The sequence below is a fragment of the Streptomyces sp. NPDC102258 genome (assembly GCF_055584685.1).
The window spans coordinates 36528-61284 of sequence record NZ_JBVJLO010000015.1; the positions used below are offsets into that span (position 1 = coordinate 36528).

The window sequence follows — 24757 nt, forward strand, 5'->3', positions numbered from 1 at the left end:
CGTAATACGGGGTTGACGGACCGTGATCTATACCACCCGGGGGATAAGGAATAAGTACACGTGGGGCCGGGACCCCCCTCGGCCCCGGCCTCACACGCGTCCCAGCCGCCTCGGCGGCTGCCGTCAGACGCTCACGCCCTTGGAGCGGAGGTAGGCCAGCGGGTCGATGTCCGAGCCGTACGAGGGACCGGTGCGGATCTCGAAGTGGAGGTGCGGACCGGTCACGTTGCCGGTGGCGCCGGAGAGGCCGATGCGCTGTCCGGCGGTGACGCTCTGGCCGGCCGAGACGGAGAGCTGGGAGAGGTGGCCGTACTGGGAGTACTTGCCGTCGGCGTGCCGGATGACCACCTCGTTGCCGTACGCGCCGCCCCAGCCCGCGGAGACGACGGTGCCCGCGCCGACCGCCTTGACGGTGGTGCCGGTGCTCGCGATGAAGTCGACGCCGGTGTGGTAGCCGGAGGACCACATGCTGCCGCTCTGGTGGTACGGGGTGGAGGTGCCGCCGCTGACCGGGGCGACGAAGCCGGAGCCGTTCGCGGGCGCGGCGGGCGCGGCCGGAGCCGTGGGCGCGGCCGGAGCCGGGCGCTGGGCGGGGACGCGGGTGCGCTGACGCTGCGGGGCGGCGGACTCGGGAGCCGGGGTCTCGTCGGCGGCGGTGGCGCCCGCGCCGGAGGCGCTCTCGCCGCCCGCCGGAGCCGGGGCGGAGGATTCCTCGACCGGGGTCTCAGGGGCCTTCGGGGCGGGGGCCGGGGCCTGGGCGTGGCCGCCGAGGGTCAGCCTGAGGCCGGGGTGGATGAGGGAGGGGTTCTCCCCGACGGCCGCGCGGTTGTCCGCGTAGAGCTTCTCCCAGCCCCCGGAGAGGTGGCGCTCGGCGGCGATCTTCGAGAGGTAGTCGCCCGGCACGACGGTGTAGACGGCCGGAGCGGCGGCGTCCGCCGTCGTCGGAGCGGCGGCGTCCGCCGTCGTCGGAGCGGCGGCGGGCACGGCGGCGCGCAGGGTCTCGGGCAGCGCGCCCCGTACCGGCGCCGCGGCCGGGGTGGCGGCGTGGGCGCCGGCGGCGCCCATCAGCGGCAGCGCGAGGGCGGCGCCGCCGGTGCCGGCCACGGCGAGGCCGCGGGAAAGGGAGCGGGAGCGGGACTTCGGGCGGCGGTGCTTACCCTGTGCGGGCATGGGGAATTCCTCTCCGTCGCCTGCGAGGTGAGCTGTCGGGTTCGGACTGGAGATGTCCGGCCGTACCCGCGCGAGGCGCGTACGAATTCACCCCTAGCCGTCCCGGAAAGGATCTGGATCCGGGACGGCGGCTTACCTGGTTCCCCCGCTCCTGCCGCGCGCGTCGATGGTCGGATGCGATTGCCGGGCGGCGGCAGGATGAGGCGGTCCACCCGGATCGATCGCGAAGGTAATCCAGCGGAGCCGTGCACAACAAGCCATGAATTCCCTGACGCATTCACAGGTATGAGGGATCAACGGAATTCCCGTCACCCTGTGTCCATTCGCGGCCCGCAACACCGGCCCTGGCAAGGGAATTCACATTCCGCGATCAGGCACGGACGGTCACCGTATGATCTGGCTCACGGGGGCTGGCGCGATCTCGCTTCCGGACACGGCAAGTTGGCTGCAAACCGATCAATTCGGACACTCGGGACCCTATGGAGGAGCACACGTGACCCAGCAGATACCCCAGCCCCTGCCCGGCGGCCCCGAGCCCGCACCGGCGTTGACCGGCGTCCGCAACTTCCGCGACCTTGGCGGTCTGCCCGCCGCCGACGGACGGCGGGTCCGGCCGGGACGACTGTTCCGAAGCGGACATCTCGCCCATGCCACCGAAACCGACGCGGAGTTCCTCCGCTCGCTCGGCCTGCACACCGTCTTCGACTTCCGCAACGACGCGGACCTGGCCCTGGAGGGCCCGGACGTCGAGCTGCCGGGCGTGCGCAACGTGAACGTCCCGCTGACCGACCCGGCCGACGGCCGCGAGTTCTGGAAGATGGTCCGCGACGGGGGCCTGGACCAACTGCGCGCCGCACTCGGCGAGGGCAAGGCGGCGGACCGGATGGCCCTGTCGTACCGGACCATGGTCCTCTCCCGCACCGCCGAGCACGGCCGGGTGCTGCGCGCGCTCGCCGAGGAGAGCGTCCCGGCGCTGATGCACTGCGCCGCGGGCAAGGACCGGGCGGGCGTGTCGATCGCCGTCACCCTGCTCGCGCTCGGCGTCGAGCGCGAGGCGATCGTGGCGGACTACCTGGAATCGAACGCCCCGCACAACCGCTACCGGGTGCGGCGCGGCAACGATACGGCCGAGGCCCGCTCCCCGGAGGCGATGGAACTGCTGGCGCCGCTGTTCGACGCGCGCCCCGCGTACCTGCTCGCGGCGTTCGAGACGATCGACGAGCGGTGGGGCGGGGCGGAGCGCTACCTCGCCGTGGGCCTCGGCCTGGACCCCGCCACGCTGGAGCGGCTGCGCGAGCGACTGCTGGACTGAGCGCGGGGCCGGGCGGCCCGGCGGGGGCCCGGTATCGCACCGGGCCCCCGCCCCAGACGGTCTCAGCGGCCGGCCACGGCCTGCTTCATCAGGGTCCGGCCGAAGTCCCACATCAGGCCGCCCCCGCCGTGGGCCTCGTCCATGACCTCCCGGAAGGCGCCGACGAACCGGTCCACGTCCGCCTCGTCCACGATCAGCGGCGGGATCAGCTTGATGACCTCCAGGTGGTCGCCCGAGACCTGGGTCAGGATCCGGTGCCGGCTCAGCAGCGGCGCCACGACCAGCTGCGCGAACAGCCCCTTGCGGGCCGCCTGGAGCACGGCCCACCGGCTGCGCAGCCCCAGGGAGGACGGCCGGCCGAACTCGATGCCGATCATCAGCCCGCGCCCGCGCACCTCGTGCAGCAGCTCGTACTCGTCCACCATCGCGGCGAGCCGCCCGCGCAGCAGGTCGCCCATGGCCCGGGCGTGCGCGACGACCTCCTCGTCCTCCATCACCGAGAGCACCGCCAGCCCGGCCGCCATCGCCTGCGCGTTGGAGCCGAAGCTCGCCGAGTGCACCAGCACCCGGTCCATGGAGGAGTAGACCTTCTTGAAGATCCAGTCCTTGCCCAGGGTCGCGCCCACCGGGACGTAGCCGCCGGAGAGGGCCTTGGCCACGCACACCAGGTCCGGTTCCACGCCCGGCTCGTGCTGGTACGCGTAGAAGTCGCCGGTCCGGCCGAGGCCCGTCTGCACCTCGTCGGCGATCAGCAGCGCCTTGTGGCGGTGCAGCAGTTCCTGCGCGGCGAGCAGGAACCCGGGCGGGGCCGCGATCACCCCCTTGCCCTGGACCGGCTCGACGATCAGCGCGGCGACATCGCCCCGCGCCAGCTCGCGCTCCAGGCCGGCCAGGTCCCCGAGCGCGATCTTGGTGTCGGGCAGCAGCGGAGCGAAGCCGTCCCGGAAGCCGCCTTCGCCGTTGACCGACAGCGAGCCCGTGGTGAGGCCGTGGAAGGCGTGGTCGCAGTACAGGATCCGTGGGCGCCCGGTGGCGTACCGGGCGAACTTCAGGGCGGTCTCCACCGCTTCGGTGCCGCTGTTCCCGAAGAAGACCCGGTCCAGGTGCGGACTGTACGAGAGCAGCTTCTCGGCCAGCAGCCCGGGCAGCGGCTGGCAGTCGAAGCGGGTCAGGTCGGCGAGCTGGGCGTCGAGCACGTCGTGCAGGGCGCGGCGCACCACGGGGTGGTGCCGGCCCAGGCCCATCACCCCGAACCCGGCCAGCATGTCGAGGTAGTCGTTGCCCTCCTCGTCCCAGAAGTGCGCCCCCTGGGCCCGGACGTACACCTTGTCGAAGCCGATGGTGTGCAGCATCCGGGGCAGCTGGTGGTTGAGGTGGCGGGCGTGCAGCTCGTACCGCTCCCCGCCGCGCTCGGCCAGCAGCGCGGCGAGGTCGAAGCCCCCGCCCCCCTCCGGCCGGGACGTCACGACGAGCCGGCCCGGTTGCCGCCGATCGTCTCCCGGGCCGCGCGCAGGGACTCCTTGAGGGAGCCCATGGTGGCGAGGACGGCGGTGGGCTCGTAGCCGCAGTGCGCCATGCAGTTCGCGCAGCGCGGGTCCTTGCCGCGGCCGTACTTGCTCCAGTCGGTCTCCTCGATGAGTTCGCGGTACGTGGGCACGTAGCCGTCGCTCATCAGGTAGCAGGGGCGCTGCCAGCCGAAGAGGGAGTAATTCGGAATGGCCCAGGCGGTGCAGGGGAAATCCGCCTTTCCTTCCAGGAAGTCGAGGAAGAGCGGGGAGTGGTTGAGGCGCCAGCGCCGCCGGTTGCCGCCGGAGAAGGCCTTTTTGAAGAGTTCCCTGGTCTGTTCGACGCCCAGGAAGTGTTCCTGGTCGGGTGCCTTTTCGTAGGCGTACGCGGGCGAGATCATCATCTCGTCGACCTGGAGGTCGTCATTGAGGTAGTTCAGCACCTCGATGATGGTCTGGGGGGTGTCGGTGTTGAAGAAGGTGGAGTTGGTGGTGACCCGGAATCCCCGCCGCTTCGCCTCCTTGATGGCCGCCACGGCCTCGTCGAACACGCCTTCCTTGGCCACCGATTCGTCGTGGCGTTCGCGCAGTCCGTCGATGTGGACGGCGAAGGCGAAGTACGGGGAGGGGGTGAACTTCTCGATCTTCTTGCGGAGCAGCATGGCGTTGGTGCACAGGAAGACGTACTTCCGCTTCGCCACCAGTTGGCGCACGATCTCGTCGATCTGCGGATGCATCAGGGGCTCGCCGCCCGCGATGGACACCATCGGCGCGCCGGACTCCAGCACGGCGCCGACCGCCTGGGCGACCGGCATGCGCTGCTTGAGCACCCCGGCCGGGTGCTGGATCTTCCCGCACCCCTCGCACGCCAGGTTGCAGGCGTAGAGCGGCTCCAGCTCGACGATCAGCGGGAACTTCTCACGCTTGCGGAGCTTCTGTTCGAGAAGATAGGTCCCGACCCTGATGGACTGTCGCAACGGCATGGCCATCTGGCTCACCTCCTGGGGAGCAGCAACGAACGGTGCCAGTCATAGAACGCGGGCCGTACGGCACGCAGCACACGGAAGGCCGATATTCCACCGCGGACCGTGCCGATACGGACGAGCTCGTGTTCCGGAGCGTCCACGATCACCCGGACGGCCGCAACCGGGCGCCCCGCGTCGTGGTGTGCGGTCCACAGGGTGGCCGCGGACTCCATGTCGACCGCGACGGCGCCGGTGGCGCGCAGCCGCGCGCGCTCCTGGCCGCGGACGACGTGGTCGGATCCGGTCAGTGCGCCGGTGTGCACGGTCCGGCCGGGCACGGCCCGGGCCAGTGCTTCGGCGAGCAGGGCGGTGCCGGTGCAGGCGACCGCCCCGCGGGTGTCCCGGGTCTCCTCGGCGACGACCAGGTCGCCGGGGTTCATGCCGGGGACCAGGCCCGCGCAGAAGCCGGTCGCCAGCACGGCGGCCCGCTCCATGCCGGGCCGGGCCAGCGCCCGCGCGACGGCGCGTTCGGCGGCGCGCGGGCCCATGCCGGTACGCAGCAGCGCCGCGTCGGGCGCGCCGCCGCGGCCCGCGCCGCGCAGGGCCGCCTGCTCGATGCGCAGGGCGCAGGCGATCAGCAGCGGGGGCCGCGCCGGGGAGGTCACCGGACCTCCGCGGCGTGCGCCCCGGTGGTACGGGCCCGGCCGGGGACGACGGGCTCCCCGTACAGGTAGCGGCCCAGCGCCGTGAGGGGGAACACCTGCCGGTAGAGGTGGTAGTTGATGGAGAAGTCCCAGGGGAAGCCGGTGCCGGTGAAGTACGGCTCGTCCCAGGTCCCGTCCGGGCGCTGGGTCTCCACCAGGTACGCCAGTCCCCGCTCCACCGCCGTGCTCCCGCGCTCCCCCGCCGACAGCAGGGCCATCAGCGCCCACGCGGTCTGCGAGGGGGTCGAGGCGCCCTTGCCGGCCCAGGAGCGGTCCCGGTACGAGCGCTGGTCCTCGCCCCATCCCCCGTCCTCGTTCTGTACGGTTTCCAGCCAGCGCACGGCCCGCCGGATCGCGGGGTGCGCGGCGGGCATTCCGGCGGCGGTGAGGGCCGGGACCACCGAGCCCGTGCCGTACACGTAGTTCGTGCCCCAGCGGCCGAACCAGCTCCCGTCGGCCTCCTGTTCGGCGAGCAGCCAGGCGATGCCGCGCCGGGCGCGCGGGTCGCCCGCCTTGCCCTCGAAGGCGAGCATCTCCACCACGTGCGCGGTGACGTCGGCGGAGGGCGGGTCGATGACCTCCCCGAAGTCGCAGAACGGCAGCCGGTTCGGCAGGGTGCTGGTGTTGTCGGCGTCGAAGGCGCCCCAGGCTCCGTTCTTCGACTGCATGCCGAGGTTCCAGGACACCCCGCGGGCGATGGCCGCCTCGACCTTCGCCGGTTCGGGGTGGCGGATCCGGCGCAGGGCCAGCACGACTTCGGCGGTGTCGTCGATGTCGGGGTAGGTGTCGTTGTGGAACTCGAAGGCCCAGCCGCCGGGTTCGAGCCCCGGGCGGCGCACGGCCCAGTCGCCGCTGCGCCGGATCTCCTCGCCGAGCATCCAGTCGGCGGCCTTGACGAGGGCCGGGTGGTCGGGGGGCAGACCGGCGTCGGCGAGGGCGATGGCGGCGAGGCAGGTGTCCCAGACCGGGGACTGGCAGGCCTCGATCATGCGGGCGCCGTCCTCGCGCCAGACCGCGAACCGGTCCAGGGATTCCAGTCCGGCCCGCATCACCGGGTGCCCCAGGTCGTAACCGAGCAGGTGCAGGGCGATGATCGAGTACACGGCGGGTGGCTGGATCCCGCCCCAGCAGCCGTCGTTCTCCTGGCGCTCGATGATCCAGCGGCCCGCGGCGGTCATCGCCGCGTTGCGCAGCCTGCGCGGGGCGAAGCGCCGGTAGGCGTGCAGGGCCTTGTCCATGCGCTGGAAGGCGCCGTCCCAACTCACCACCGGCGCCATGGGTTTGACCGGGTACGGGGTGCGCGCGTCGGTGTGCAGCTCGTCCAGGGCGAAGGGGGCCGGGCGGACGGGCCGCAGCGCGGAGACCACGGTGAGCGGGACGATGGTCTGGCGGGCCCAGCAGCCGAAGTCGTAGATGTTCAGCGGCACCCAGGGCGGCAGGAAGACCAGCTCCGGCGGGAGTTCGGGCAGGTGGTCCCAGCTCCACCAGCCGAAGAGGGCCAGCCAGATCCGGGTGAACACCCGGGCGGAGGCGATCCCCCCGTGGGCCCGGATCCAGGCCGAGGCGCGCGCCATGTGCGCGGCGTCGGGCGCGTCGCCGGCCAGCCGCAGGGCGACGTACGCCTCGATGGTGGCGGAGAGTTCGGGCGGTCCGCCGTGGAAGGTGGCCCAGGTGCCGTCCTCGCGCTGCTCTCCCCGGATGAAGAGGGCGGCGGCGCGGGTGACGGCTTCGTCGCGGATGCCGAGGAACTGGCGCAGCAGCAGGTCCTCGGCGTCCATGGTGACGTTGGTCTCCAGGTCACCCTTCCACCAGCCGGCCGCGTCCTGGCGGGCCAGCAGTTGGCGAGTGGCCCGGTCGGCCGCCTCCCGTACGCCGCGGCGCAGGTCCGCGGCCGGGTCCGGGCCGCCAGGCGGCTCCTCGGCCGGGGTGGCGCGCGCCGGCGGCTCCTCGGCCAGGGTGGTGGCGCGCGCGGGCGGCCCCTCGGCCGGGTTGACGCGGGCGGGCGGCGGCGCGGCCGTGGCGGTCACCGCGCCCTCGTGTTCCGGATCCGCGCCACCGGCCATCGGCCCGGCGCCGTCGGTCGTCGCTGTCATGGCTCTCTCCCCTTCGAACAGTGTTCTCTGCTGTGCTGGGGTTCCGCCGTCGGCCGGTGCGCCTCCCTCCCGGGAGGCGCCGCCGGCCGGCGACTCGCGCTATATCAGCTGTCGGGTGGTGGTCACCTCTTGCGCACGACGACGAAGTCGGCGAGGGCGACAAGCTGTTCCCGCACCCGGTGCGGCATGTCGACGTCGTCGAGGGCGCGGATCGCCACCGCGTGCTGGCGGCGCGCTTCGTCGGCGGTCCACTGACGGCCGCCCGCGGCCTCGATGAGCGAGGCCCGGTGGGCGAACTCCTCCTCGGAGAAGTTCTCGAAGTCGTTGCTCTTGGCGTCGGCGGCGAGCAGCTCCGCGAGCTCCTCGCAGGCGGGCCCGCCCGCCGCGAGGGCGGCGACCACCGGCAGGGACTTCTTGCGCTGGCGCAGGTCGCTCCAGGTCTGCTTGCCGGTGGCGTCCGGGTCGCCCCAGATGCCGAGGAGGTCGTCGACGGCCTGGAAGGCGAGGCCGAGGTGGTAGCCGTACTCCTCCAGCTTGTCGGCGGTGCGGTCGTCGGCGCCGCCGAGGACCGCGCCGATGGAGACCGCGCAGGCCAGCAGGGCGCCCGTCTTGTTGCCCTCCATCTCCAGGCACTCCTCGACGCTGACGCGCTCGCGGTGCTCGTAGGAGATGTCCTGGGCCTGGCCGTCGATGAGCTTGCGGCTGGCGGTGGTCAGGCGGCGGGCGGCGCGGCCGGCCTCGACGGTGCCGAGTTCCAGCAGGACCTCGTTGGCGAGGGCGAACAGGGCGTCGCCCACGAGGATCGCCAGCGCCGGGCCGTGCACCTTCCACACCGTGTCGCGGTGGCGGCGCTGCTCGTCGCCGTCCATCAGGTCGTCGTGCAGCAGCGAGAAGTTGTGGACGAGTTCCACCGCGACGGCACCGGGGATCCCGACCTCCGCGGCGGCGCCGGCGGCCTCGGCGGAGAGCAGGGCCAGGGCGGGGCGCACCGCCTTGCCGCCGTCGCCGTCGGCCGGGTTGCCCTGGGCGTCGATCCAGCCGAAGTGGTAGGCGGCGACGGTGTCCATGGGCGCCGCGAGCCGGTCTACGGCGGCGCGGAGCACGGGGGTCGACAGCGTGCGGCCGCGTTCCAGGAGGGCGAGCGTGTCCGCCTGCTCCCCGCCGGCCGTGCCCACACTGGCAGCCGTGTTCTCGACAGCCGGGTTCCCCGGGTTCACTGGCTCTCCTCTGGTTCCTGTACGTGCTGTGCCGGTCGTGCTGGTGGTCGTGCTCGTGGTCATGCCGCCTCCGTCAGAGGATGTCCGGCGGGGTGGCCCAGGGCCTCAAGTGCCGCTCGCGCGGCGTCGAGGCCGCTGCGTACGGCGCCCTCCATGGTCGCGGGCCAGCCCGTGGCGGTCCACGCACCGGCGAGATAGAGCCCCGGCGTGTCGGTCCGGTTGCCGGGGCGCAGCCGGCCGACGCCCGGGGTGGGGGCGAAGGTGGCGGTGCGCTCCCGGGTGACGAAGAAGTCGCGTACCTTCGCGCCGCGGGCCGCGGGCAGCAGCCGCTCCAGTTCGGGGAGGTACTTGGCGCGCAGGACCGAGACGGGTTCGTCGATGTCGTCCTGGGCGGCCGACTGGGACAGCGCCAGGTACTGGCCCCCGTCGGTGAGGCCGGAGGCGTCGGTGCGGTCGAACACCCACTGGACGGGGGTGCCGAGCGCGGCGAAGAAGGGCTGCCGGAGCACCTTGCGGTCGTAGACGACGTGGACGTTGAGGATGGGCGCGGTGGTGATGTCGAGGAGTTTGCCGGGGTCGGCCAGCGCTCCGGGCGGGAGCAGCGCGTGGGCCTCGCGCTGCGGGACGGCGAGGACGACGGTGTCCGCCCGGAGGGACTCCTCCTCGGTGTCGACCCGCCACTCCCCTTCGTCGCCGCGGGACAGGCCGGTGACCCGGGTGCGCAGTGCGGTCCGTACGCCGGCGGCGTCCAGGGCCTTGCGGGCGAGGGTGTCGTGGAGGTCGCCGAGCGGTACGCGGGCCCAGCCGATGTCGGCGGCGCCGTTCTCCGAGAGCAGGCCGGTCTTGAAGACCATGCTGGCCAGGGCCAGCGAGGACTGGCCGGCGGTGGCGTTGAGGGTGGCGACGCCGACGAGGTCCCAGAGGGCTTCGATGGTGCGCGGGGACTGGCCGTGGCCGGCGAGCCAGGTGGCGAAGTCGAGGCCGTCGAGGGCGGGGTCCGCGGGGTCGAGGCGGCGCAGGGCGAGGGCGGCGCGGCCGACGCTCAGCCGTTCGGCGAGGGAGAGGTGCGGGTAGCGGGCCAGGGAAGCGGCCAGGTGCAGGGGGACGGGCAGGGCGCTGCGGCGCAGCCGGCCCAGGCGCGGTCCGCGCGGGTGGGCGACGTCGAGGACGGGTACGTCGAGCCGGTCCTGGAGGGGGGCGAGGGCGGCGCCCTCGACGCGGTCGAGGAACCAGCGGTAGGCGGTGCAGCAACGCAGGTACACGTGCTGGCCGTTGTCGACGGTCAGGTCGCCGCGCTTGAAGGAGAAGGCGAGGCCGCCGAGCCGGGGGCGGCCTTCGAGCAGGGTCACCCGCACTCCCGCGTCGGCGAGCTGGAGCGCGGCGGTGACGCCGGCGAGTCCGCCGCCGACGACGACGGCCCGCCGCCTGGTGTCCTGCTGCCCGGTGTCCTGCCGTTCGGTGCTCATGCGTCCTCCCCCGTGGTGCGCGATCCGGTACGGGCGGGCACGCGGGAGCGTGCCGCGGTGCGGCGCCGGCCGCCCGGCCGGAGGGACGCCGCAGCGGCGGCCGGGGTTGCCCGGCCGGACGCGGGCCGGGGCGCGGCCGGGCCGCGGCTCCTCGTGCGGGCCATCAGATGCGCCTCCGCGTGCTCTGGCGGGAGATGGTGCGGGCGTCGAGGCCGGAGAGGCCGCGGACGGCGACGTACGCCTTCTCGTGGGTCGGCAGCGAGACCCGGCCGCGCAGCACCGCTTCGGGTTCGCGCTCGATGCGGTCCAGCAGGCGGCGGTAGATGCCGGCCATCGCGGCCACACAGGCGCCGCTGCGCCGGTCGAGCATCGGCAGCAGCCGGTACCCCTCGACGAACAGGGCGCGGGCGCGCCGCACTTCGTGGTGGACGAGCCCGGCGAAGTCGGCGCCGGCGGGGGGCCGGTCGGAGCCGAAGCCGTCGGAGCAGCCGAATTTGGCGAGGTCCTCGGCGGGGAGGTAGGTGCGGCCGTTGACGGCGTCCTCGCGAACGTCCCTGAGGATGTTGGTGAGTTGCAGGGCCAGGCCCAGGGTGTCGGCGTACTCCTCGGCGCGGGCCGCGTCGGCGGCGCCGAGGCCGCCGGTGTGCACGGTGCCGAAGACGCCGAGCGAGAGCCGTCCGATGGCTCCGGCGACGCAGCGGCAGTAGGCCTTGAGGTCGTCCCAGGTCTCGTACTCCTCGCCGCGGACGTCCATCAGGACCCCGTCGATGAGTTCGTCGAGCCCGCCGAGGGGAATGGGGAAGCGGCGTGCGGCGTGCGCGAGGGCGACGGCCACCGGGTCGGTGTCGTCCTCCTCGATCTCCCCGGCCCGGATCCGGCCGAGTACGGCCCGGGTCTCCTCCAGCCGGGCGAGCTTGGCCCCGGGGGCCAGGGTGCCGTCGCCGATGTCGTCGACGCGCCGCGAGAAGGCGTACAGCGCGGACATCGCGTGTCGCTTGTGGGTGGGCAGCAGCCTGATGCCGTACGCGAAGTTGCGCGCCTGGGTGCCGGTGACGGCCTCGCAGTAGCTGTAGGCCGCGAGGACGGGACCGGACGGTGTGGACGCGTGTGTGGAACCCTCCACGTTCGGGCTCACCCCTTTCTCGGCGCTGTGCGCAGGACGGCGGCCACCTCGCGGAGCAGGAGGCTCCTGGTGGGCTTGGGCGGGCCGGGAAGCACGTCGAAACCGGCGGCCGAAACCGCTCGCAGGGCGGCTCGCCCCCCTCCCACGAATCCCGCGAGCAACAGCCGTAGCCTGCCGTTCACGCTACCCACGAGGGGGGTGCCTTCATTCAGGAGGTCGCGTGCGCGTTCCGTTTCGAATGCGACCAGGGAGCGCACGGATGCGCCGGCGGTCGGGGCCCGCAGGTCGTTCTCGGCCACGTGGAAGCGGCTCATGTCCTCGGCGGGGAGGTAGATCCGGTCGCGGCCGAGGTCCTCGGCGACGTCCTGGAGGTGCTCGGCGATCTGCAGGGCGGTGCAGACGGCGTCGGAGCGGCGGATCCGCTCGGGGGTGCTCGTGCCGGTGAGGGAGAGCACGAGGCGGCCGACGGGGTTGGCGGAGAGCTCGCAGTATTCCAGCAGGTCGCCGTACGTGGCGTAGCGGGCGACGCGCTGGTCCTGGCGGTTGGCCTCGATGAGCCCGAGGAAGGGCTCGGGGGTGAGCGCGTGCGCGCGCACGACCGGCCGCAGGGCTTGCAGCAGGGGGTGGCGGGGCGGGCGGTCGTCCGGGCCGAACACGCGCAGCAGGTCGGCCTCGAAGGCGTCGAGCATGGCGAGCGGGTCGTCGGCGGCGGCCGGTTCCAGCCCCAGGAGGACGGCGTCCCGGCCGCCGGGGGCGAGGTCGCCGTCGCCGATGTCGTCGACGAGGCGGGCGTAGCCGTAGACCGCCATGAGTCCCTCGCGCCAGGCGCGCGGGAGGAAGGCGGGTGCGACCGGGAAGTTCTCCGCCGCGGCCTTGGCGAGGGTGGCGCGGGCGTGGGGGTCGAGTGCGGCGTCGGGAGCGCCGGGCCGGATGCCGGGCCCGGGGGTCACCGCCCGCCGCCCGTGGCGGGGGCGGCCACTGTGCCCGGTGGGCGCAGAATTCCCGTAGCCATTGCCGTCACGTCTCCCGTTCTACACTGCCGACCCAAGTCATCCCATTTCGGACACGCCGCCGAAGTTTACCGGGGAGTATCCCGGCGGTCCGGCTGCGGGGAATCGTCCCCTCTTGGCGCGATTGAGAACTGGTCCAGCTTACGCTGTACAACACCGCGCGGGCCTATCGGGTGGGCATCGCCTCCCGGAATGTCGAGCTCGGGCCCGCCGCCTTCGCACCGCCCGCACGCCGAAGCCCCCGCCGCGCGGAGCGACGGGGGCCTCTGCTCGGCGGCCGGGACGCCGCCCGGGCCGGGTCAGCCGGTCAGTGGCTGGTGGCCTTCTCGTACGCCGAGACGACTTCCTCGGTGGGCCCGTCCATCAGGAGTTCGCCCTTTTCCAGCCACAGCACCCGGCTGCAGGTGTCGCGGATGGAGTTGTTGTTGTGGCTCACCAGGAAGACCGTTCCGGCCTTCTCCCGCAGCTCGCGGATGCGCGCCTCGGAGCGGACCTGGAACTTGCGGTCACCGGTGGCGAGCGCCTCGTCGATCATCAGGACGTCGTGGTCCTTGGCGGCCGCGATCGAGAAGCGCAGGCGCGCCGCCATGCCCGAGGAGTAGGTGCGCATCGGAAGGGAGATGAAGTCCCCCTTCTCGTTGATCCCCGAGAAGTCGACGATGTCCTGGTAGCGCTCCCGGACCTGCTCGCGGGTCATGCCCATCGCGAGACCGCCGAGGACCACGTTGCGCTCGCCCGTGAGGTCGTTCATCAGGGCGGCGTTGACGCCCAGCAGCGAGGGCTGGCCGTCGGTGTAGACCTTGCCGGACTCACAGGGCAGCAGGCCCGCGATGGCGCGCAGCAGCGTCGACTTGCCGGAGCCGTTCGAGCCGATGAGACCGATGGCCTCGCCGCGGTACGCCGTGAAGGAGACCCCGCGTACGGCGTGGACCCGGCGGACGCCCGGGGCGTCGCCCTTGCCGCGGCGGAGTATCTTGCTCAGCGCCGCGGTGGCGCTGCCCTTGCCGGAGCTGCCGGTGTTGACGCGGTACACGATGTGCACCTCGTCGGCGATGACGGTGGGCACGTTGCCCTGGTTGGTCTCAGCCACGGCCGTAACGCTCCTCAGCCTTCCAGAAGTACACGAAACCGCCGGCGCCGATGACCACGGCCCAGCCGACCGCGAAGAGCCAGACGTGCGGCGGCAGGTTCGACGCGCCGTAGTCGTCGATCAGGGCGAAGCGGACGAGGTCCATGTAGATCGCCGCGGGGTTCCACTGGAGGACGTCCGCGATCCAGGCCGGCTTGTCCTTCAGCATCGCGCTGATGGAGAACATGACGCCCGAGGCGTACATCCACGTACGCGTCAGGAACGGCATCAGCTGCGCGAGGTCGGGGGTCTTGGAGCCCATCCGCGCGAAGACCAGCGCGAGGCCGGTGTTGAAGACGAACTGGAGGGCCAGCGTCGGGATCACCAGCAGCCAGGAGAGCCGGGGGTAGTTCCCGAAGGCGACCGCCACGACGACCACGACGAGCATGGAGTAGAGCAACTGCTGGAGCTGCTGCATGGAGAACGAGATCGGCAGGGAGGCGCGCGGGAAGTGCAGCGCGCGCACCAGGCCGAGGTTGCTCGGGATCGCCCGGACGCCCGCCATCAGCGAGTTCTGGGTGAAGGTGAAGACGAAGATGCCCATCACCAGGAAGGGGATGTACACCCCCTTCTCCATGCCCCGGCCCGCGTTCAGGATGAGGCCGAAGATCAGGTAGTAGACGAGCGCGTTCAGCAGCGGGGTGGCCACCTGCCAGATCTGGCCGAGCTTCGCCTGGCTGTACTGCGCCACCAGCTTGGCCCGGGAGAAGGCCATGATGAAGTGGCGCCGGCCCCAGAGCTGCCGCACGTATCCGCCCAGGCTGGGCCGAGCGCCACTGACCGACAGGCCGTACTTCCTGGCGAGCTCGGCGGGGCTCAGGCCCGCGTCGTCGGACGGCGGCTTGCTCGTGGCGAGGGCGCCGTCGTGGGTTGTGTCACTCACAAGTTGAAACTTTCCGTCTTCAAGATGCGGCAGGAGGGCATCGGGGCTGGAGCGCCGGACCCGTAGAGGGCCCATGCTCCCAGACGCGAGCTTGTCAGATGACGGGCGGTCGGCCCAGCCGGGTCAGCCGCCAGACCGTACGCCACCTCATGGGGCGCCGGGGACCGCAGGGAGTGGTCCAGCCCTCCTTGAACCCGCCGAACCAGGCCTTCAGCGCCGGGAGGGACGGCCTGCGGACGAGCGTCAGCGCGAGCCAGACGCCCAGGTAGACCGGGACCAGCGGAGCGGGCAGGTTGCGGCGGGCGAGCCACACCCGGTTACGGGCCACCATACGGTGGTAGACGGCGTGCCGGGACGGAGCGGTCGTCGGGTGCAGCAGCACCATGTCGGCGCGGTAGTCGATCAGCCACCCCGCGTCGAGCGCCCGCCAGGCCAGGTCGGTCTCCTCGTGGGCGTAGAAGAACTCCCCGGGCAGCGCTCCGACCTGCTCGAACACCTTCGTACGGACGGCGTTGGCGCCGCCGAGGAAGGTGGTCACGCGCGAGGAGCGCATCGGGTCCGAGGCACGCAGCCGGGGCACGTGGCGGCGCTGGGTCACGCCGGTGTCCGGATCGGCGATGCGGAAGCTGATGATCCCGAGCCCGGGTTCCTCGGCGAAGGCCTGCCGGCACAGCTCGGCGGTGTCGGTGCGCTCCAGCAGCCCGTCGTCGTCGAGGAAGAGCAGGACGTCCACCTCGCGGCCGCCGGGGCCGAAGGCCTCGATGCCGACGTTGCGCCCGCCCGGGATGCCCAGGTTCTCGGGCAGCTCGACGGCGCGGACGCCCTCGGGCAGCCCGGTGAGCCGCACGCCCTGGCCGACGACGACCACCTCGACGGGGTCGCCGTCCTGGCGGGCCACCGAGTCCAGCAGCGCCTTGAGCTCGTCGGGGCGGTTGCCCATGGTGATGATCACGGCGCCCAGCCGCATCGGCGCGGTCACTTCAGCCTGCTGGAGGCCAGGATCGACACCAGGTGCAGGACGGTCTGGAGCAGCGCGATGCCGGCCAGGACGGCGACCCCGAGCCGGGAGAAGAACAGGTCGCCGCGGACCTGGTCCAGGACGGCCAGAACCAGGATGAGCAGGGACGCCTCGATGCCGAGGACGAGCCGGTGGAACTTGAGCGCGGCCGCGGCCCGGCGGGCGAGCGCCATGCCGGAGGAGCGCGGCTCGGCGGCCGACTCCTGGACCGGCGGCTTGCCCGTCTGGTGGCGGGCGACGCCGACCAGGTCGGTCTCGGCCTTGATCAGGATCGCGCCGAGCGCCGCGAGGGTGCCCAGGAAGGCCCACAGCCAGTCGACGCGCCCGCCGCCCCACAGGTCGGCGGCGCGCAGGCCGAAGCCGACCAGGACGGCCGCGTCGCACAGGTAGGCGCCGACCCGGTCCAGGTAGACACCGGCGAGCGAGTACTGCTTCTTCCAGCGGGCGACCTCGCCGTCGACGCAGTCGAGCAGCAGGTACAGCTGGACCGCGAGCACGCCGAGGACGGCGCCCCAGACGCCGGGCACCAGGAGGGCGGGCGCGGCGAGGCAGCCGGCAAGGGTCATCACGTAGGTCAGCTGGTTCGGCGTGACCTTGGTGGTGACCAGGAGCCGGGTGATGCGCAGCGAGATCTCGCGCATGTACAGGCGGCCGCCCCAGTGCTCGCCACTGCGCCGGTCCTTGACGCCCGGCGGGTGAACGACGGGCCGGAGTTCAGCTACGGATGGTCTGGGCATAGTCGGCGTAAGCGTCCCTGATCTCGGCTGCGGACAGGTTGAGGTGCTCCAGGATGGTGAAGCGTCCCGGGCGGGTCTGGGGGGCGTAGTCGACGGCCGCGACGAACTCGTCCACGCTGAAGCCGATCTCCTCGGGCAGCACGGGCAGCCCGTGGCGGCGCAGGACCTCGGTGAACAGCCCGGACTGCTCGGCGGCGCCGCGCAGGTGCATCGCGAAGGCGGCGCCGATGCCGACCTGCTCGCCGTGGAGCGCGGAGCGTCCCGGGTGGAGCAGGTCGAAGGCGTGGCTGATCTCGTGGCAGGCGCCGGAGGAGGGGCGGGTGTCGCCGCTGATCGACATGGCGATGCCGGAGAGCACCAGGGCCTCGGAAAGCACGGTGAGGAACTCGTCGTCGCCGCATCCGCCGGGGTGGCGCAGCACCGACTCGCCCGCGGTGCGGGCCATCGCGGCGGCGAGGCCGTCGACCGCCTCGCCGGTGATCGCGTGCGAGAGCTCCCAGTCGGCGATGGCCGAGATGTTGGAGATCGCGTCGCCGATGCCCGCGCGGATGAACCGCACCGGGGCGTCCTTGATCACGTCGAGGTCGATCACCATGGCGATCGGCGTGGGCACGCCGTAGGAGCCGCGCCCGTTGTCGTTGTCCAGGATGGACACCGGGGAGCAGATCCCGTCGTGCGACAGGTTGGTGGCGACGGCCACCATGGGCAGGCCGACCCGCGCCGCGGCGTACTTCGCCACGTCGATGATCTTGCCGCCGCCCAGGCCCACGACGGCGTCGTAGCGGCGGCCCTTTATGTCGTCGGCCAGTTTGACCGCGGAATCGATGGTGCCGTCGACGACCGGGTACCAGTCGGCGTGCGGCAGGACGGGCTCCAGCTTGGCGCGCAGCGCCTGGCCTGATCCCCCGCTGATCGCGATGGCGAGCTTGCCGGACGCGGAGATGCGCTGGTCGGCCAGCAGGCCGGCCAGGTCGTCCATCGCCCCTCGGCTGATGTCGACGACGACGGGCGAGGGGATCAGCCGCGTCAGTACTGGCATGCGATCGTCCGGCCCTTGGCGAGGTCGTCGTGGTTGTCGATCTCGACCCACTTGACGTCGCCGATGGGCGCGACGTCGATGGTGAAGCCGTCGTCGACGAGCTGCTGGTAGCCGTCCTCGTAGTAGAGGTCGGGGTCGCGCTCGAAGGTGGTCTTCAGGGCCTCGGCGAGCTGCTCGGCGGCCTCGGGCTCGATGAGGGTGACGCCGATGTACTCGCCCGTCGCGTCGGCGGGCTCCATCAGCTTGGTGATCTTCCGCACGCCCTGACCGTCGGCGGTGACGACCTTCATCTCCTCCTCGGCCAGGCTCTTGACCGTGTCAAGGGCCAGGATGATCTTCCGCCCCTCGCCGCGGGCGGCCAGGAGGGTCTTCTCGACCGAGACGGGGTGGACGGTGTCGCCGTTGGCGAGGATCACGCCTCGCTTGAGGACGTCACGCGCGCACCACAGGGAGTAGGCGTTGTTCCACTCCTCGGCCTTGTCGTTGTCGATCAGCGTGATCGTGACGCCGTACTTGGCCTCCAGCGCCTCGCGGCGCTCGTATACGGCCTCCTTGCGGTAGCCGACGACGACCGCGACCTCGGTCAGGCCGACCTCGGCGAAGTTGCCCAGGGTCAGGTCGAGGACGGTGAGGCTGTCCTCCTGCCCCTCGGGACCGACCGGCACGAGGGCCTTGGGCAGGGTGTCGGTGTAGGGACGCAGGCGGCGTCCGGCACCGGCAGCGAGTACAAGGCCGATCATGCTGGTTCTCCTTCGTCATGTACGGCGGGTGCTCCGGCGGAGACCCAGAAGCGGATGCTCTCCACGAGCACCACCAGGGCCACGAACACGGCCAGGGCCGTGAGCGCGACGGGGAAGTCCGCGGCGCGCGACGCCAGGACGGCGGCCAGTACCGCGGTGAGCAGCACCCGGCCCTCGTGCCCGCCGGTCGTCCGCACCAGCCAGTGCGGGGGCGCGCCGGTGCCACCGCGGATGCGGTAGACCGTGTCGTAGTGATGGTAGGCGACCGCCGCGATCAGGCCGAATGCCGCCGGGAGGGCCCCGGGGACGTCCGCCTTGACGGCGAGGACGAGCACGGTGGTGTACTCGGCGGCCCGGAAGAGCGGCGGCAGCAGCCAGTCGAGGGGGCCCTTCAGCGGCCGGGAGACGGCGTCGCCGGCGAGTACGGCGTACAGCACGGCGGCGTAGACGACCGTCATGCCGCCGAAGGGCGCGTACCAGGCGGCGCCGGTCAGGAGCACCGCGCCGAGCAGGGCGAAGGGCAGGCTCAGGGTGCGCCCGGGGTGGCGGACGGCCCGGGCGACCAGCTCGGCGAGCGGGCCCGAGTCGGTGAGGTCCAGCAGCGCCCGGGCGGCGCGGTCGGTGCGCCGGGCCTTGCGGGTCAGGGAGCGCAGCACCCGGCCGGCGGTGGTGTAGAGGGCGCCGAAGGCGCAGCCGGCCAGCAGGGCGTAGAAGACGATCCGCGGGGTGGTGACGGCGGTCAGGACCGCGATCATGGCCCAGCGCTCGCCGATGGGCAGGATGATCATGCGGCGGACCCAGACCGTCCAGCCGACGCTGTCGAGCCGGCCGGACAGCGCCGCCGTCGGGCTCGTGTTGGCCGTGGCGTCGTGGTTGGCCTCGTTGAAGGCGAAGTCGACGACGTGCCGGCAGGTCATGAGGATCATCGAGCCGAGCGCCAGGGCCCAGACGTCGTCGCCGTCGCGGGCGGCGCCGAGGGCGAGGCCCGCGTAGAAGGAGTACTCCTTCGCGCGGTCGAAGGTGGCGTCGAGCCAGGCGCCCAGCGTCGAGTACTGGAGCGAGTAGCGGGCGAGCTGCCCGTCGGTGCAGTCCAGGACGAAGGAGACGAGGAGCAGCACCCCGGCCGTGACGTAGCCCCAGCGCTCGCCGGTGGCGGCGCAGCCCGCCGCGACCAGCGCGGTGAGCAGGGAGGCCGTGGTGACCTGGTTGGGGGTCAGACCGCGGCGCGCGCACCAGCGGGCGATGTAGCGCGAGTACGGGCTGATGAAGAAGGTGGTGAAGAAGCCGTCGCGGGACTTGACGGCGCTGCGCAGGCGTACGGCCTCGTCGTCCACGGCCGCCACGGCGGCGACGGCCTCGGCGCGCTCCGCCCCGGTGGCGGGCACGGCGGCGACCAGGCTGCCGAGGTCGGGCCGCTGGACGGGGACCCCGGCGGCCTCGACGGCGGCGGCGAGGGTGTCGGCGTACGGGCCCTGAGCGTCGGCCGGGCGGCCGGCGGCCCGCTCGGCGGTCCGCGCGGCGGCCTCCTCCAGCGCCGCGCGGGCGCCGCGCTGGACGGCGAGGGCCCCGGTCACGGCGCAGGCGTCGAAGCGCGGGTCGGTCAGCGCGAGGCGCAGCGCGTGCGGATGCCCGACGAAGGCGCTGTCCACGACGGCCACCCGTTCGTCGGCGGGTACGCCGGCCAGCGCGGCGGCGGTGTCTTCGGGGCCGGGGACCGGGCGGACGTCGAACCCGAGCGAACGGAGCTCGTCTTCAAGCGGTGATCCGGGGACCGGCAGGCCGGTGAGGATGACGGTCGACAGACGGACTCACTCCTTGCAGCGAACATTTCCGACGGGCGCCTGGCGGGGCGGCGGCATGTCGGCAGAGGCTATCGGATGAATGGAACGCGGTATTCATCAGCCATTCGGCCCCCTCCGGGGCCTTTTGACGCCGGATGTTAGGGTGGGCGCCGACGTGTACGGGCCGAATGCCGTGAGCGCGTCCGGAACGGGAAAAGAGGTGGATCGATGACCGTCGCAGTGGTCGCTGCCGAGCGCGGCGCATTCCGGTACGTCCCCGATTCCTCTTTCCGGGTTCCCGCCCAGGGCTGACCCCCGCGTCCGCCCCGTCGGCCGGAACCCCCGTCCAAGGGTTCACGTTGACCGACCACACCACCTCCCCGTCCGCCTCCGGCGCGGACACCTCCTTCCCCACCGTGCTCACGCACCTGCGCCACGGCCCGCCCCGGCAGTCACCCGGCTCCGACACGACCACCCGCCGGCTGCCGGCCCGGCCCCGGTGAGCGCCGGGGACGGGGGCCGCTGGCGGGTGCGGCCCGAGAGCGGCGAGGACACGGGCGGCGTACGGGCCGTCAACCTGGCGGCGTTCGGGACCCCGCTGGAGGCTGATCTCGTGGACGCGTTGCGCGGGGACCCGGCCTGGCTGCCGGGGCTCTCCTACGTGGTCCAGGGCCCGGACGGGTCGGTGGTGGGGCACGCCCTGCTGACCCGGTGCGCGGTGGACGGCGTACCGGCGCTCGCGCTCGCGCCGGTGGCCGTCGACCCGGTGTTCCAGCGCTCGGGCGCCGGCAGCGCGGTCGTGCGGGCGCTGCTCGCGGCGGCCCGGGAGCGGGGGGAGGCGTTGGTGCTGGTCCTCGGGCATCCCGCGTACTACCGGCGCTTCGGTTTCGGGCCGGCGGCGCTCTTCGGGATCCGGGCGCCCTTCGAGGTGCCGGACGAGGCGATGATGGCGCTGGTACTGGACGATTCCGTTCCGGTGCCGTCGGGCACGATCGCCTACCCGGAGCCGTTCGGCGTCGGGTAGCGCGGGCGCGTGTCCGCCCGGCGTCGCCTATCACGCGGCCCGGGGCGGACATGCGGTGATCGCCGAAGTGGGGACAAGCCGCTTTTGTACGGCAGACTGAAGGCCGGAGTCCGAAGCGAAGGATGGGTATGCCGACCACACCAGCCACCGACGCGGGCAGCGCGTCCGCCGGCACCGGAACTCAGGAATCGATCATGCTCGAACTGGTCGACGAGTCCGGCAACACCATCGGCACGGCGGAGAAGCTCTCCGCCCATCAGGCGCCCGGCCTGCTGCACCGGGCGTTCTCCGTGTTCCTCTTCGACGAGCAGGGCCGGCTGCTGCTCCAGCGGCGGGCCCTCGGGAAGTACCACTCCCCCGGCGTCTGGTCGAACACCTGTTGCGGCCACCCCTACCCCGGCGAGTCGCCGTTCGCGGCGGCGGCCCGGCGGACCCACGAGGAGCTGGGCCTGTCGCCCTCGCTGCTCGCGGAGGCGGGGACCGTGCGCTACAACCACCCGGACCCCGCGTCCGGGCTGGTCGAGCAGGAGTTCAACCACCTGTTCGTGGGACTGGCGCAGGCGCTTCCGGCGCCGGATCCGGAGGAGGTCGGTGACACGGCCTTCGTCACGGCCGAAGAGCTGGCGAAGCGGCACGCCGAGGCGCCGTTCTCGGCCTGGTTCATGACGGTGCTGGACGCGGCGCGGCCCGCGATCCGCGAGCTGACCGGGAACGCCGCGGGCTGGTAGCGGCCCGCTTCCGGCGGCGGGTCCGCCCGCCGCTCAGGACGTGGGGGCCGGGGCCGTGAGCGGCAGGGCGGCCCAGATGACCTTGCCGCCGGTCGCGGTGTGCTCGACGTCGCAGACGCCGCCGGCCTCGCGCGTGACCTCGCGCACCAGCAGCAGGCCCCGGCCGCCGGTCTGACCGAAGTCCGCCTCCAGCGCCTTGGGGCGGTACGGGTGGTTGTCCTCGACGGCCACCCGTACCCACTCGCGGCCGATCGCGACCTCGACGGCCACCTCCGGGGAGAGCAGGGCCGCGTGCCGGACCGAGTTCGTCACCAGCTCGGAGACGATCAGCAGCAGGGAGTACACCAGGTCCTGCTGGGCGGGCACCCCCTGGCGGCCGAGCAGGTCGCGGACCGCGCGGCGGGCCTGCGGAACGGATTCTTCAACCGCGGGCGCGGTGAAGCGCCACATTCCCTCGTACGCGAGGGGGTCCGCCGGAGCCGGCGCCTCCCCCTCCGTGGCTGGCGGGACGCTCCCGCTGTCGTTCATCTTCCGGCCCCCTGCGTCTTCCGTGCCTTCGCGGCGCTCGATCGTCTCCACGTGCCAAGAGTGGGGACGCGACTGGTCCGGACCGCCTCGCTGACCAGAAGTCAGCGTCAATCGGACGCTTTCTGACCGTTGGCGTATGACGGAGTCAGTTGTGCGACTGTTTCTGATCCGCGGCGGGTCTCTTCCCGGCCGTCTGCCGGGCCCCGGCGGCCCCGCGCGAAGCGGCCGTCGCGTCGTCCTCCCTGACCAGACCAAGGATGCGCCGGGCGCCCATGCCCGTCGCCACCAGGCTCAACCCGTCGAACAGCAGGGCGAGCGAGAAGAACGTGCCGATCACGTACAGGCTGCTGCCCGGCCAGCTGGACAGGATCAGGATCCCGAGCAGCACCCCGAAGGCGCCCTGGACCAGCGCCAGCCCGAAGTTGGCGCCGCGCACCACCAGCGCGCCGACGAGGCGGAACACCCCGCCGGTGAGGAAGAGCAGGGCGGCGAACATGGTCAGCGCCTCGGCGCTCGCCTCCGGGCGGCGCAGGATCACGAAGCCGGCGGCGAGGTTGATCGCGGCGACGATGACGGCGAGCCAGAAGTAGCTGCTCCCGCGCGACTGCACGGCCTGGGCGAGGCCGACCACACCGCCGAGCAGCAGCAGCCAGCCGAAGAGGAACATCGACGTCAGAGTGGCCACGCCGGTGTAGACGAGGCCCACCAGGCCCGCCAGTACGAGGACCACCCCGAGCAGGGCCAGGAGGCCGAAGCCGCGACTCAGCTTCTTGCTCTCCCGGCCGGTTCGCGGGTCGGCGGGGCCGGTACGGTCGGTGCCCATGGGCATGCCACCTTTCAGCACCCCCCGGGGACGGACTCCCTCCCGATCATAGGATCGGCGGCCCGGGATAGCATCCGGCGCATGGACGCTGCCCTCCGCTCCACCGTCACCGACGGCGTGGCCACCGTCGTCATCTCCCACCCCGCCAAGCGCAACGCCATGACGGCCGCGATGTGGCGCGCCCTGCCGGAGCTGCTGCCGGGCCTCGCGGCGGATCCGGCCGTACGGGTGCTGGTGCTGACCGGGGAGGGTGCCACCTTCTGCGCGGGCGCCGACATCTCCTCGCTGACCGGCGACGAGGACCCGCAGGCCCTGGCGGTGGCGGCCGAGGAGGCGCTCGCGGCGTTCCCGAAGCCGACGCTGGCGGCGATCCGGGGGTTCTGCGTGGGGGGCGGGAGCCAGCTGGCGGCGGCGTGCGACCTGCGGTTCGCGGAGGAGGGCGCCTCCTTCGGGGTGACCCCCGCGAAGCTGGGCATCGTCTACCCGGCCTCCTCCACCCGGCGGCTGGCATCGGTGGTCGGCCCGGCGTGGGCCAAGTACCTGCTCTACTCGGCGGAGTTGATCGGCGCGGAGCAGGCGCTGCGGGCCGGCTTCCTGCAGGAGCTGCTGCCGGCGGGCCAACTGGACAAGCGGGTCGCGGAGTTCACCCGTACGCTGACCACCCGGTCGTGGCTGACCCAGGCGGCGGCGAAGGAGTTCGCGGACGGCCGCGGCGACCGGGAGACGTACTGGTCGCGGCGCGCCGCCGCGAGCGGCGACACCGCGGAGGGTGTCGCCGCGTTCCTGGAGCGGCGGGCGCCGCGGTTCAGCCGGCCGTCAGCGGATTAGCGGCGCGCAGCCGGGCGACGATCGCGGCCGGGGCCTTGGCCGGGGAACCGGCGTCGTAGGGCGGCTGCGGGTCGTACTCGCACATCAGCTGCACGGTCTGGGCGTACTCGTCCCCGGCGATCCGGCCGAGCAGGCCGAGGCCCATGTCGATGCCGGAGGACACCCCGGCGGCGGTGACGTACTTGCCGTCGTAGACCACCCGCTCCCCGGTGGGACGGGCGCCGAAGGCGGGCAGCCGGTCGAGGTAGAGCCAGTGGCTGGTGGCCCGGCGCCCGTCGAGCAGCCCGGCGGCGGCGAGCAGCAGCGAGCCGGTGCAGACGGAGGTGGTCCAGGTGGTGGTCGTGTCGACGGCCCGCAGCCAGTCCAGGACGGCCGGGTTCTTCATCTCCTCCTCGGTGTGCGGGCCGCCGGGTACGACGACGATGTCGGGCCGCGTGACCTCGTCGAGCCCCTTGTCGGCGGTGAGCCCGAGGGCCCCGTTGTCGGTCCGTACGGTCCCGGGCCGCTCGGCCACGAACACGGTCTCGGCGCCCGGGAGCCGCCCAAGCGTATCGAAGGGCCCGATGGCGTCGAGGGCGGTGAAACGGTCGTAGAGCAGGACGGCGATCTGCATGGCTCCTCCGGAGCGGTAAGGGAATCGAACCCCGGCGGGAAACCCCACCGGACGACTGAGGTACTGCCGGGCCGACGCCGCGGCCCGGCGGCCGGGCGGACTCACAGGCTCCCCCTGCGAGGACCCGCCGGCCGGACAACCCGCGCGGGCCCGCCGAAGCACACGTGCCGCCGACCGGCCGCCGCCGCGGGGCGGGGCGCCCGGCCCGGGTCTCCGGGCCGGGCGGGGCTCCGGGCCCGGAGACCCGGAAGGCCGGAAGCCCGGTGGCCCCGAAGCCCGGAGACCCGGAGACCCGGTGGCCCGTGGCCCGGAGACCCGGCG

At 72.9% G+C, this 24757-nt stretch carries 25 protein-coding genes and 1 riboswitch; of the genes, 6 read left to right on the forward strand and 19 right to left on the reverse strand.

Annotation, left to right across the window (positions count from 1 at the left end; genetic code table 11):
* Positions 1–123: 123 nt before the first annotated feature.
* Positions 124–1170, reverse strand: a complete 1047-nt coding sequence (locus ACZ6ZT_RS23765) for a peptidoglycan DD-metalloendopeptidase family protein (protein WP_469721867.1) — start codon at positions 1168–1170, stop codon at positions 124–126.
* Between the two features lie 4 nt (positions 1171–1174).
* Positions 1175–1346: riboswitch (cyclic di-AMP (ydaO/yuaA leader) on the reverse strand.
* Between the two features lie 317 nt (positions 1347–1663).
* On the opposite strand from ACZ6ZT_RS23765, the gene ACZ6ZT_RS23770 reads away from it, so the two are divergent.
* Complete coding sequence (locus ACZ6ZT_RS23770) at positions 1664–2482, forward strand: tyrosine-protein phosphatase (protein ID WP_469721868.1); 819 nt, start codon at positions 1664–1666, stop codon at positions 2480–2482.
* Positions 2483–2544: 62 nt separating this feature from the next.
* Here the strand turns inward: ACZ6ZT_RS23770 and ACZ6ZT_RS23775 are convergent, their stop codons facing one another.
* The 15 genes from ACZ6ZT_RS23775 to ACZ6ZT_RS23845 form a co-directional block, all read right to left on the reverse strand.
* Complete coding sequence (locus tag ACZ6ZT_RS23775; RefSeq protein ID WP_469721869.1) at positions 2545–3948, reverse strand: aspartate aminotransferase family protein; 1404 nt, start codon at positions 3946–3948, stop codon at positions 2545–2547.
* Positions 3945–4976 carry an adenosyl-hopene transferase HpnH gene (hpnH, locus tag ACZ6ZT_RS23780; RefSeq protein ID WP_469721870.1) on the reverse strand — a complete coding sequence of 344 codons (1032 nt, stop codon included), beginning with the start codon at positions 4974–4976 and terminating at the stop codon, positions 3945–3947. Before hpnH ends, ACZ6ZT_RS23775 begins: the two co-directional genes overlap by 4 nt.
* Before the next feature lie 5 nt (positions 4977–4981).
* Positions 4982–5617, reverse strand: a complete 636-nt coding sequence (locus ACZ6ZT_RS23785) for a phosphorylase family protein (protein ID WP_469721871.1) — start codon at positions 5615–5617, stop codon at positions 4982–4984.
* The gene (gene shc / locus ACZ6ZT_RS23790; protein WP_469721873.1) at positions 5614–7749 is read right to left on the reverse strand and encodes a squalene--hopene cyclase; all 2136 of its coding nucleotides are present in this window, start codon (positions 7747–7749) and stop codon (positions 5614–5616) included. Before shc ends, ACZ6ZT_RS23785 begins: the two co-directional genes overlap by 4 nt.
* Positions 7750–7871: 122 nt before the next feature.
* Positions 7872–8966, reverse strand: a complete 1095-nt coding sequence (locus ACZ6ZT_RS23795) for a polyprenyl synthetase family protein (RefSeq protein ID WP_469721874.1) — start codon at positions 8964–8966, stop codon at positions 7872–7874.
* Positions 8967–9025: 59 nt separating this feature from the next.
* Entirely contained in the window at positions 9026–10432 is a 1407-nt protein-coding gene (gene hpnE / locus ACZ6ZT_RS23800; RefSeq protein WP_469721875.1) for a hydroxysqualene dehydroxylase HpnE, read from the reverse strand.
* 163 nt (positions 10433–10595) lie between these two features.
* Positions 10596–11567: a presqualene diphosphate synthase HpnD gene (gene hpnD, locus ACZ6ZT_RS23805; RefSeq protein WP_469721876.1), complete on the reverse strand. Its 972-nt coding sequence runs from the start codon at positions 11565–11567 to the stop codon at positions 10596–10598.
* On the reverse strand, positions 11564–12487 hold the full coding sequence (gene hpnC, locus ACZ6ZT_RS23810; RefSeq protein WP_469722008.1) for a squalene synthase HpnC: 924 nt from the start codon (positions 12485–12487) through the stop codon (positions 11564–11566). The genes hpnD and hpnC overlap by 4 nt, the downstream gene beginning before the upstream one ends.
* A gap of 385 nt (positions 12488–12872) precedes the next feature.
* Positions 12873–13655 carry an ABC transporter ATP-binding protein gene (locus tag ACZ6ZT_RS23815; RefSeq protein ID WP_469721877.1) on the reverse strand — a complete coding sequence of 261 codons (783 nt, stop codon included), beginning with the start codon at positions 13653–13655 and terminating at the stop codon, positions 12873–12875.
* Positions 13648–14577 (reverse strand): ABC transporter permease, encoded by a 930-nt coding sequence (locus ACZ6ZT_RS23820; protein ID WP_469721878.1) that lies wholly within the window; start codon positions 14575–14577, stop codon positions 13648–13650. The genes ACZ6ZT_RS23815 and ACZ6ZT_RS23820 overlap by 8 nt, the downstream gene beginning before the upstream one ends.
* Positions 14578–14671: 94 nt before the next feature.
* A complete protein-coding gene (locus ACZ6ZT_RS23825; protein ID WP_469722010.1) occupies positions 14672–15544 on the reverse strand; it encodes a glycosyltransferase family 2 protein in 873 nt (290 codons plus the stop codon).
* 8 nt (positions 15545–15552) lie between these two features.
* A complete protein-coding gene (locus ACZ6ZT_RS23830; protein WP_469721879.1) occupies positions 15553–16332 on the reverse strand; it encodes a CDP-alcohol phosphatidyltransferase family protein in 780 nt (259 codons plus the stop codon).
* Entirely contained in the window at positions 16310–17371 is a 1062-nt protein-coding gene (locus ACZ6ZT_RS23835) for an iron-containing alcohol dehydrogenase family protein (RefSeq protein WP_469721880.1), read from the reverse strand. The genes ACZ6ZT_RS23830 and ACZ6ZT_RS23835 overlap by 23 nt, the downstream gene beginning before the upstream one ends.
* Positions 17359–18111 carry a phosphocholine cytidylyltransferase family protein gene (locus ACZ6ZT_RS23840; RefSeq protein WP_469721881.1) on the reverse strand — a complete coding sequence of 251 codons (753 nt, stop codon included), beginning with the start codon at positions 18109–18111 and terminating at the stop codon, positions 17359–17361. The genes ACZ6ZT_RS23835 and ACZ6ZT_RS23840 overlap by 13 nt, the downstream gene beginning before the upstream one ends.
* Entirely contained in the window at positions 18108–19760 is a 1653-nt protein-coding gene (locus tag ACZ6ZT_RS23845; protein WP_469721882.1) for a DUF5941 domain-containing protein, read from the reverse strand. Before ACZ6ZT_RS23845 ends, ACZ6ZT_RS23840 begins: the two co-directional genes overlap by 4 nt.
* Between ACZ6ZT_RS23845 and ACZ6ZT_RS23850 the strand changes: the two genes are divergently transcribed.
* The 4 genes from ACZ6ZT_RS23850 to idi all read left to right on the forward strand — a co-directional run bounded on the left by ACZ6ZT_RS23850 (position 19737) and on the right by idi (position 21644).
* Positions 19737–19874, forward strand: a complete 138-nt coding sequence (locus tag ACZ6ZT_RS23850) for a hypothetical protein (protein ID WP_469721883.1) — start codon at positions 19737–19739, stop codon at positions 19872–19874. The genes ACZ6ZT_RS23845 and ACZ6ZT_RS23850 overlap by 24 nt on opposite strands.
* A gap of 377 nt (positions 19875–20251) precedes the next feature.
* Complete coding sequence (locus ACZ6ZT_RS23855) at positions 20252–20395, forward strand: hypothetical protein (protein WP_469721884.1); 144 nt, start codon at positions 20252–20254, stop codon at positions 20393–20395.
* A gap of 26 nt (positions 20396–20421) precedes the next feature.
* On the forward strand, positions 20422–20916 hold the full coding sequence (locus ACZ6ZT_RS23860; RefSeq protein ID WP_469721886.1) for a GNAT family N-acetyltransferase: 495 nt from the start codon (positions 20422–20424) through the stop codon (positions 20914–20916).
* A gap of 128 nt (positions 20917–21044) precedes the next feature.
* Positions 21045–21644: an isopentenyl-diphosphate Delta-isomerase gene (gene idi / locus ACZ6ZT_RS23865; RefSeq protein WP_469721887.1), complete on the forward strand. Its 600-nt coding sequence runs from the start codon at positions 21045–21047 to the stop codon at positions 21642–21644.
* Positions 21645–21677: 33 nt separating this feature from the next.
* On the opposite strand, the gene ACZ6ZT_RS23870 is transcribed toward idi, so the two are convergent.
* Both ACZ6ZT_RS23870 and ACZ6ZT_RS23875 read right to left on the reverse strand, forming a co-directional pair.
* Complete coding sequence (locus tag ACZ6ZT_RS23870; protein ID WP_469721889.1) at positions 21678–22172, reverse strand: ATP-binding protein; 495 nt, start codon at positions 22170–22172, stop codon at positions 21678–21680.
* 145 nt (positions 22173–22317) lie between these two features.
* Complete coding sequence (locus ACZ6ZT_RS23875; RefSeq protein WP_469721890.1) at positions 22318–22995, reverse strand: HdeD family acid-resistance protein; 678 nt, start codon at positions 22993–22995, stop codon at positions 22318–22320.
* A gap of 81 nt (positions 22996–23076) precedes the next feature.
* Here ACZ6ZT_RS23875 and ACZ6ZT_RS23880 point away from each other — a divergent pair, with 81 nt between their 5' ends.
* A complete protein-coding gene (locus ACZ6ZT_RS23880; protein WP_469721891.1) occupies positions 23077–23823 on the forward strand; it encodes an enoyl-CoA hydratase/isomerase family protein in 747 nt (248 codons plus the stop codon).
* Here ACZ6ZT_RS23880 and ACZ6ZT_RS23885 read toward each other — a convergent pair.
* Positions 23801–24436: a DJ-1/PfpI family protein gene (locus ACZ6ZT_RS23885; RefSeq protein WP_469721892.1), complete on the reverse strand. Its 636-nt coding sequence runs from the start codon at positions 24434–24436 to the stop codon at positions 23801–23803. The genes ACZ6ZT_RS23880 and ACZ6ZT_RS23885 overlap by 23 nt on opposite strands.
* Between the last annotated feature and the right edge of the window lie 321 nt (positions 24437–24757).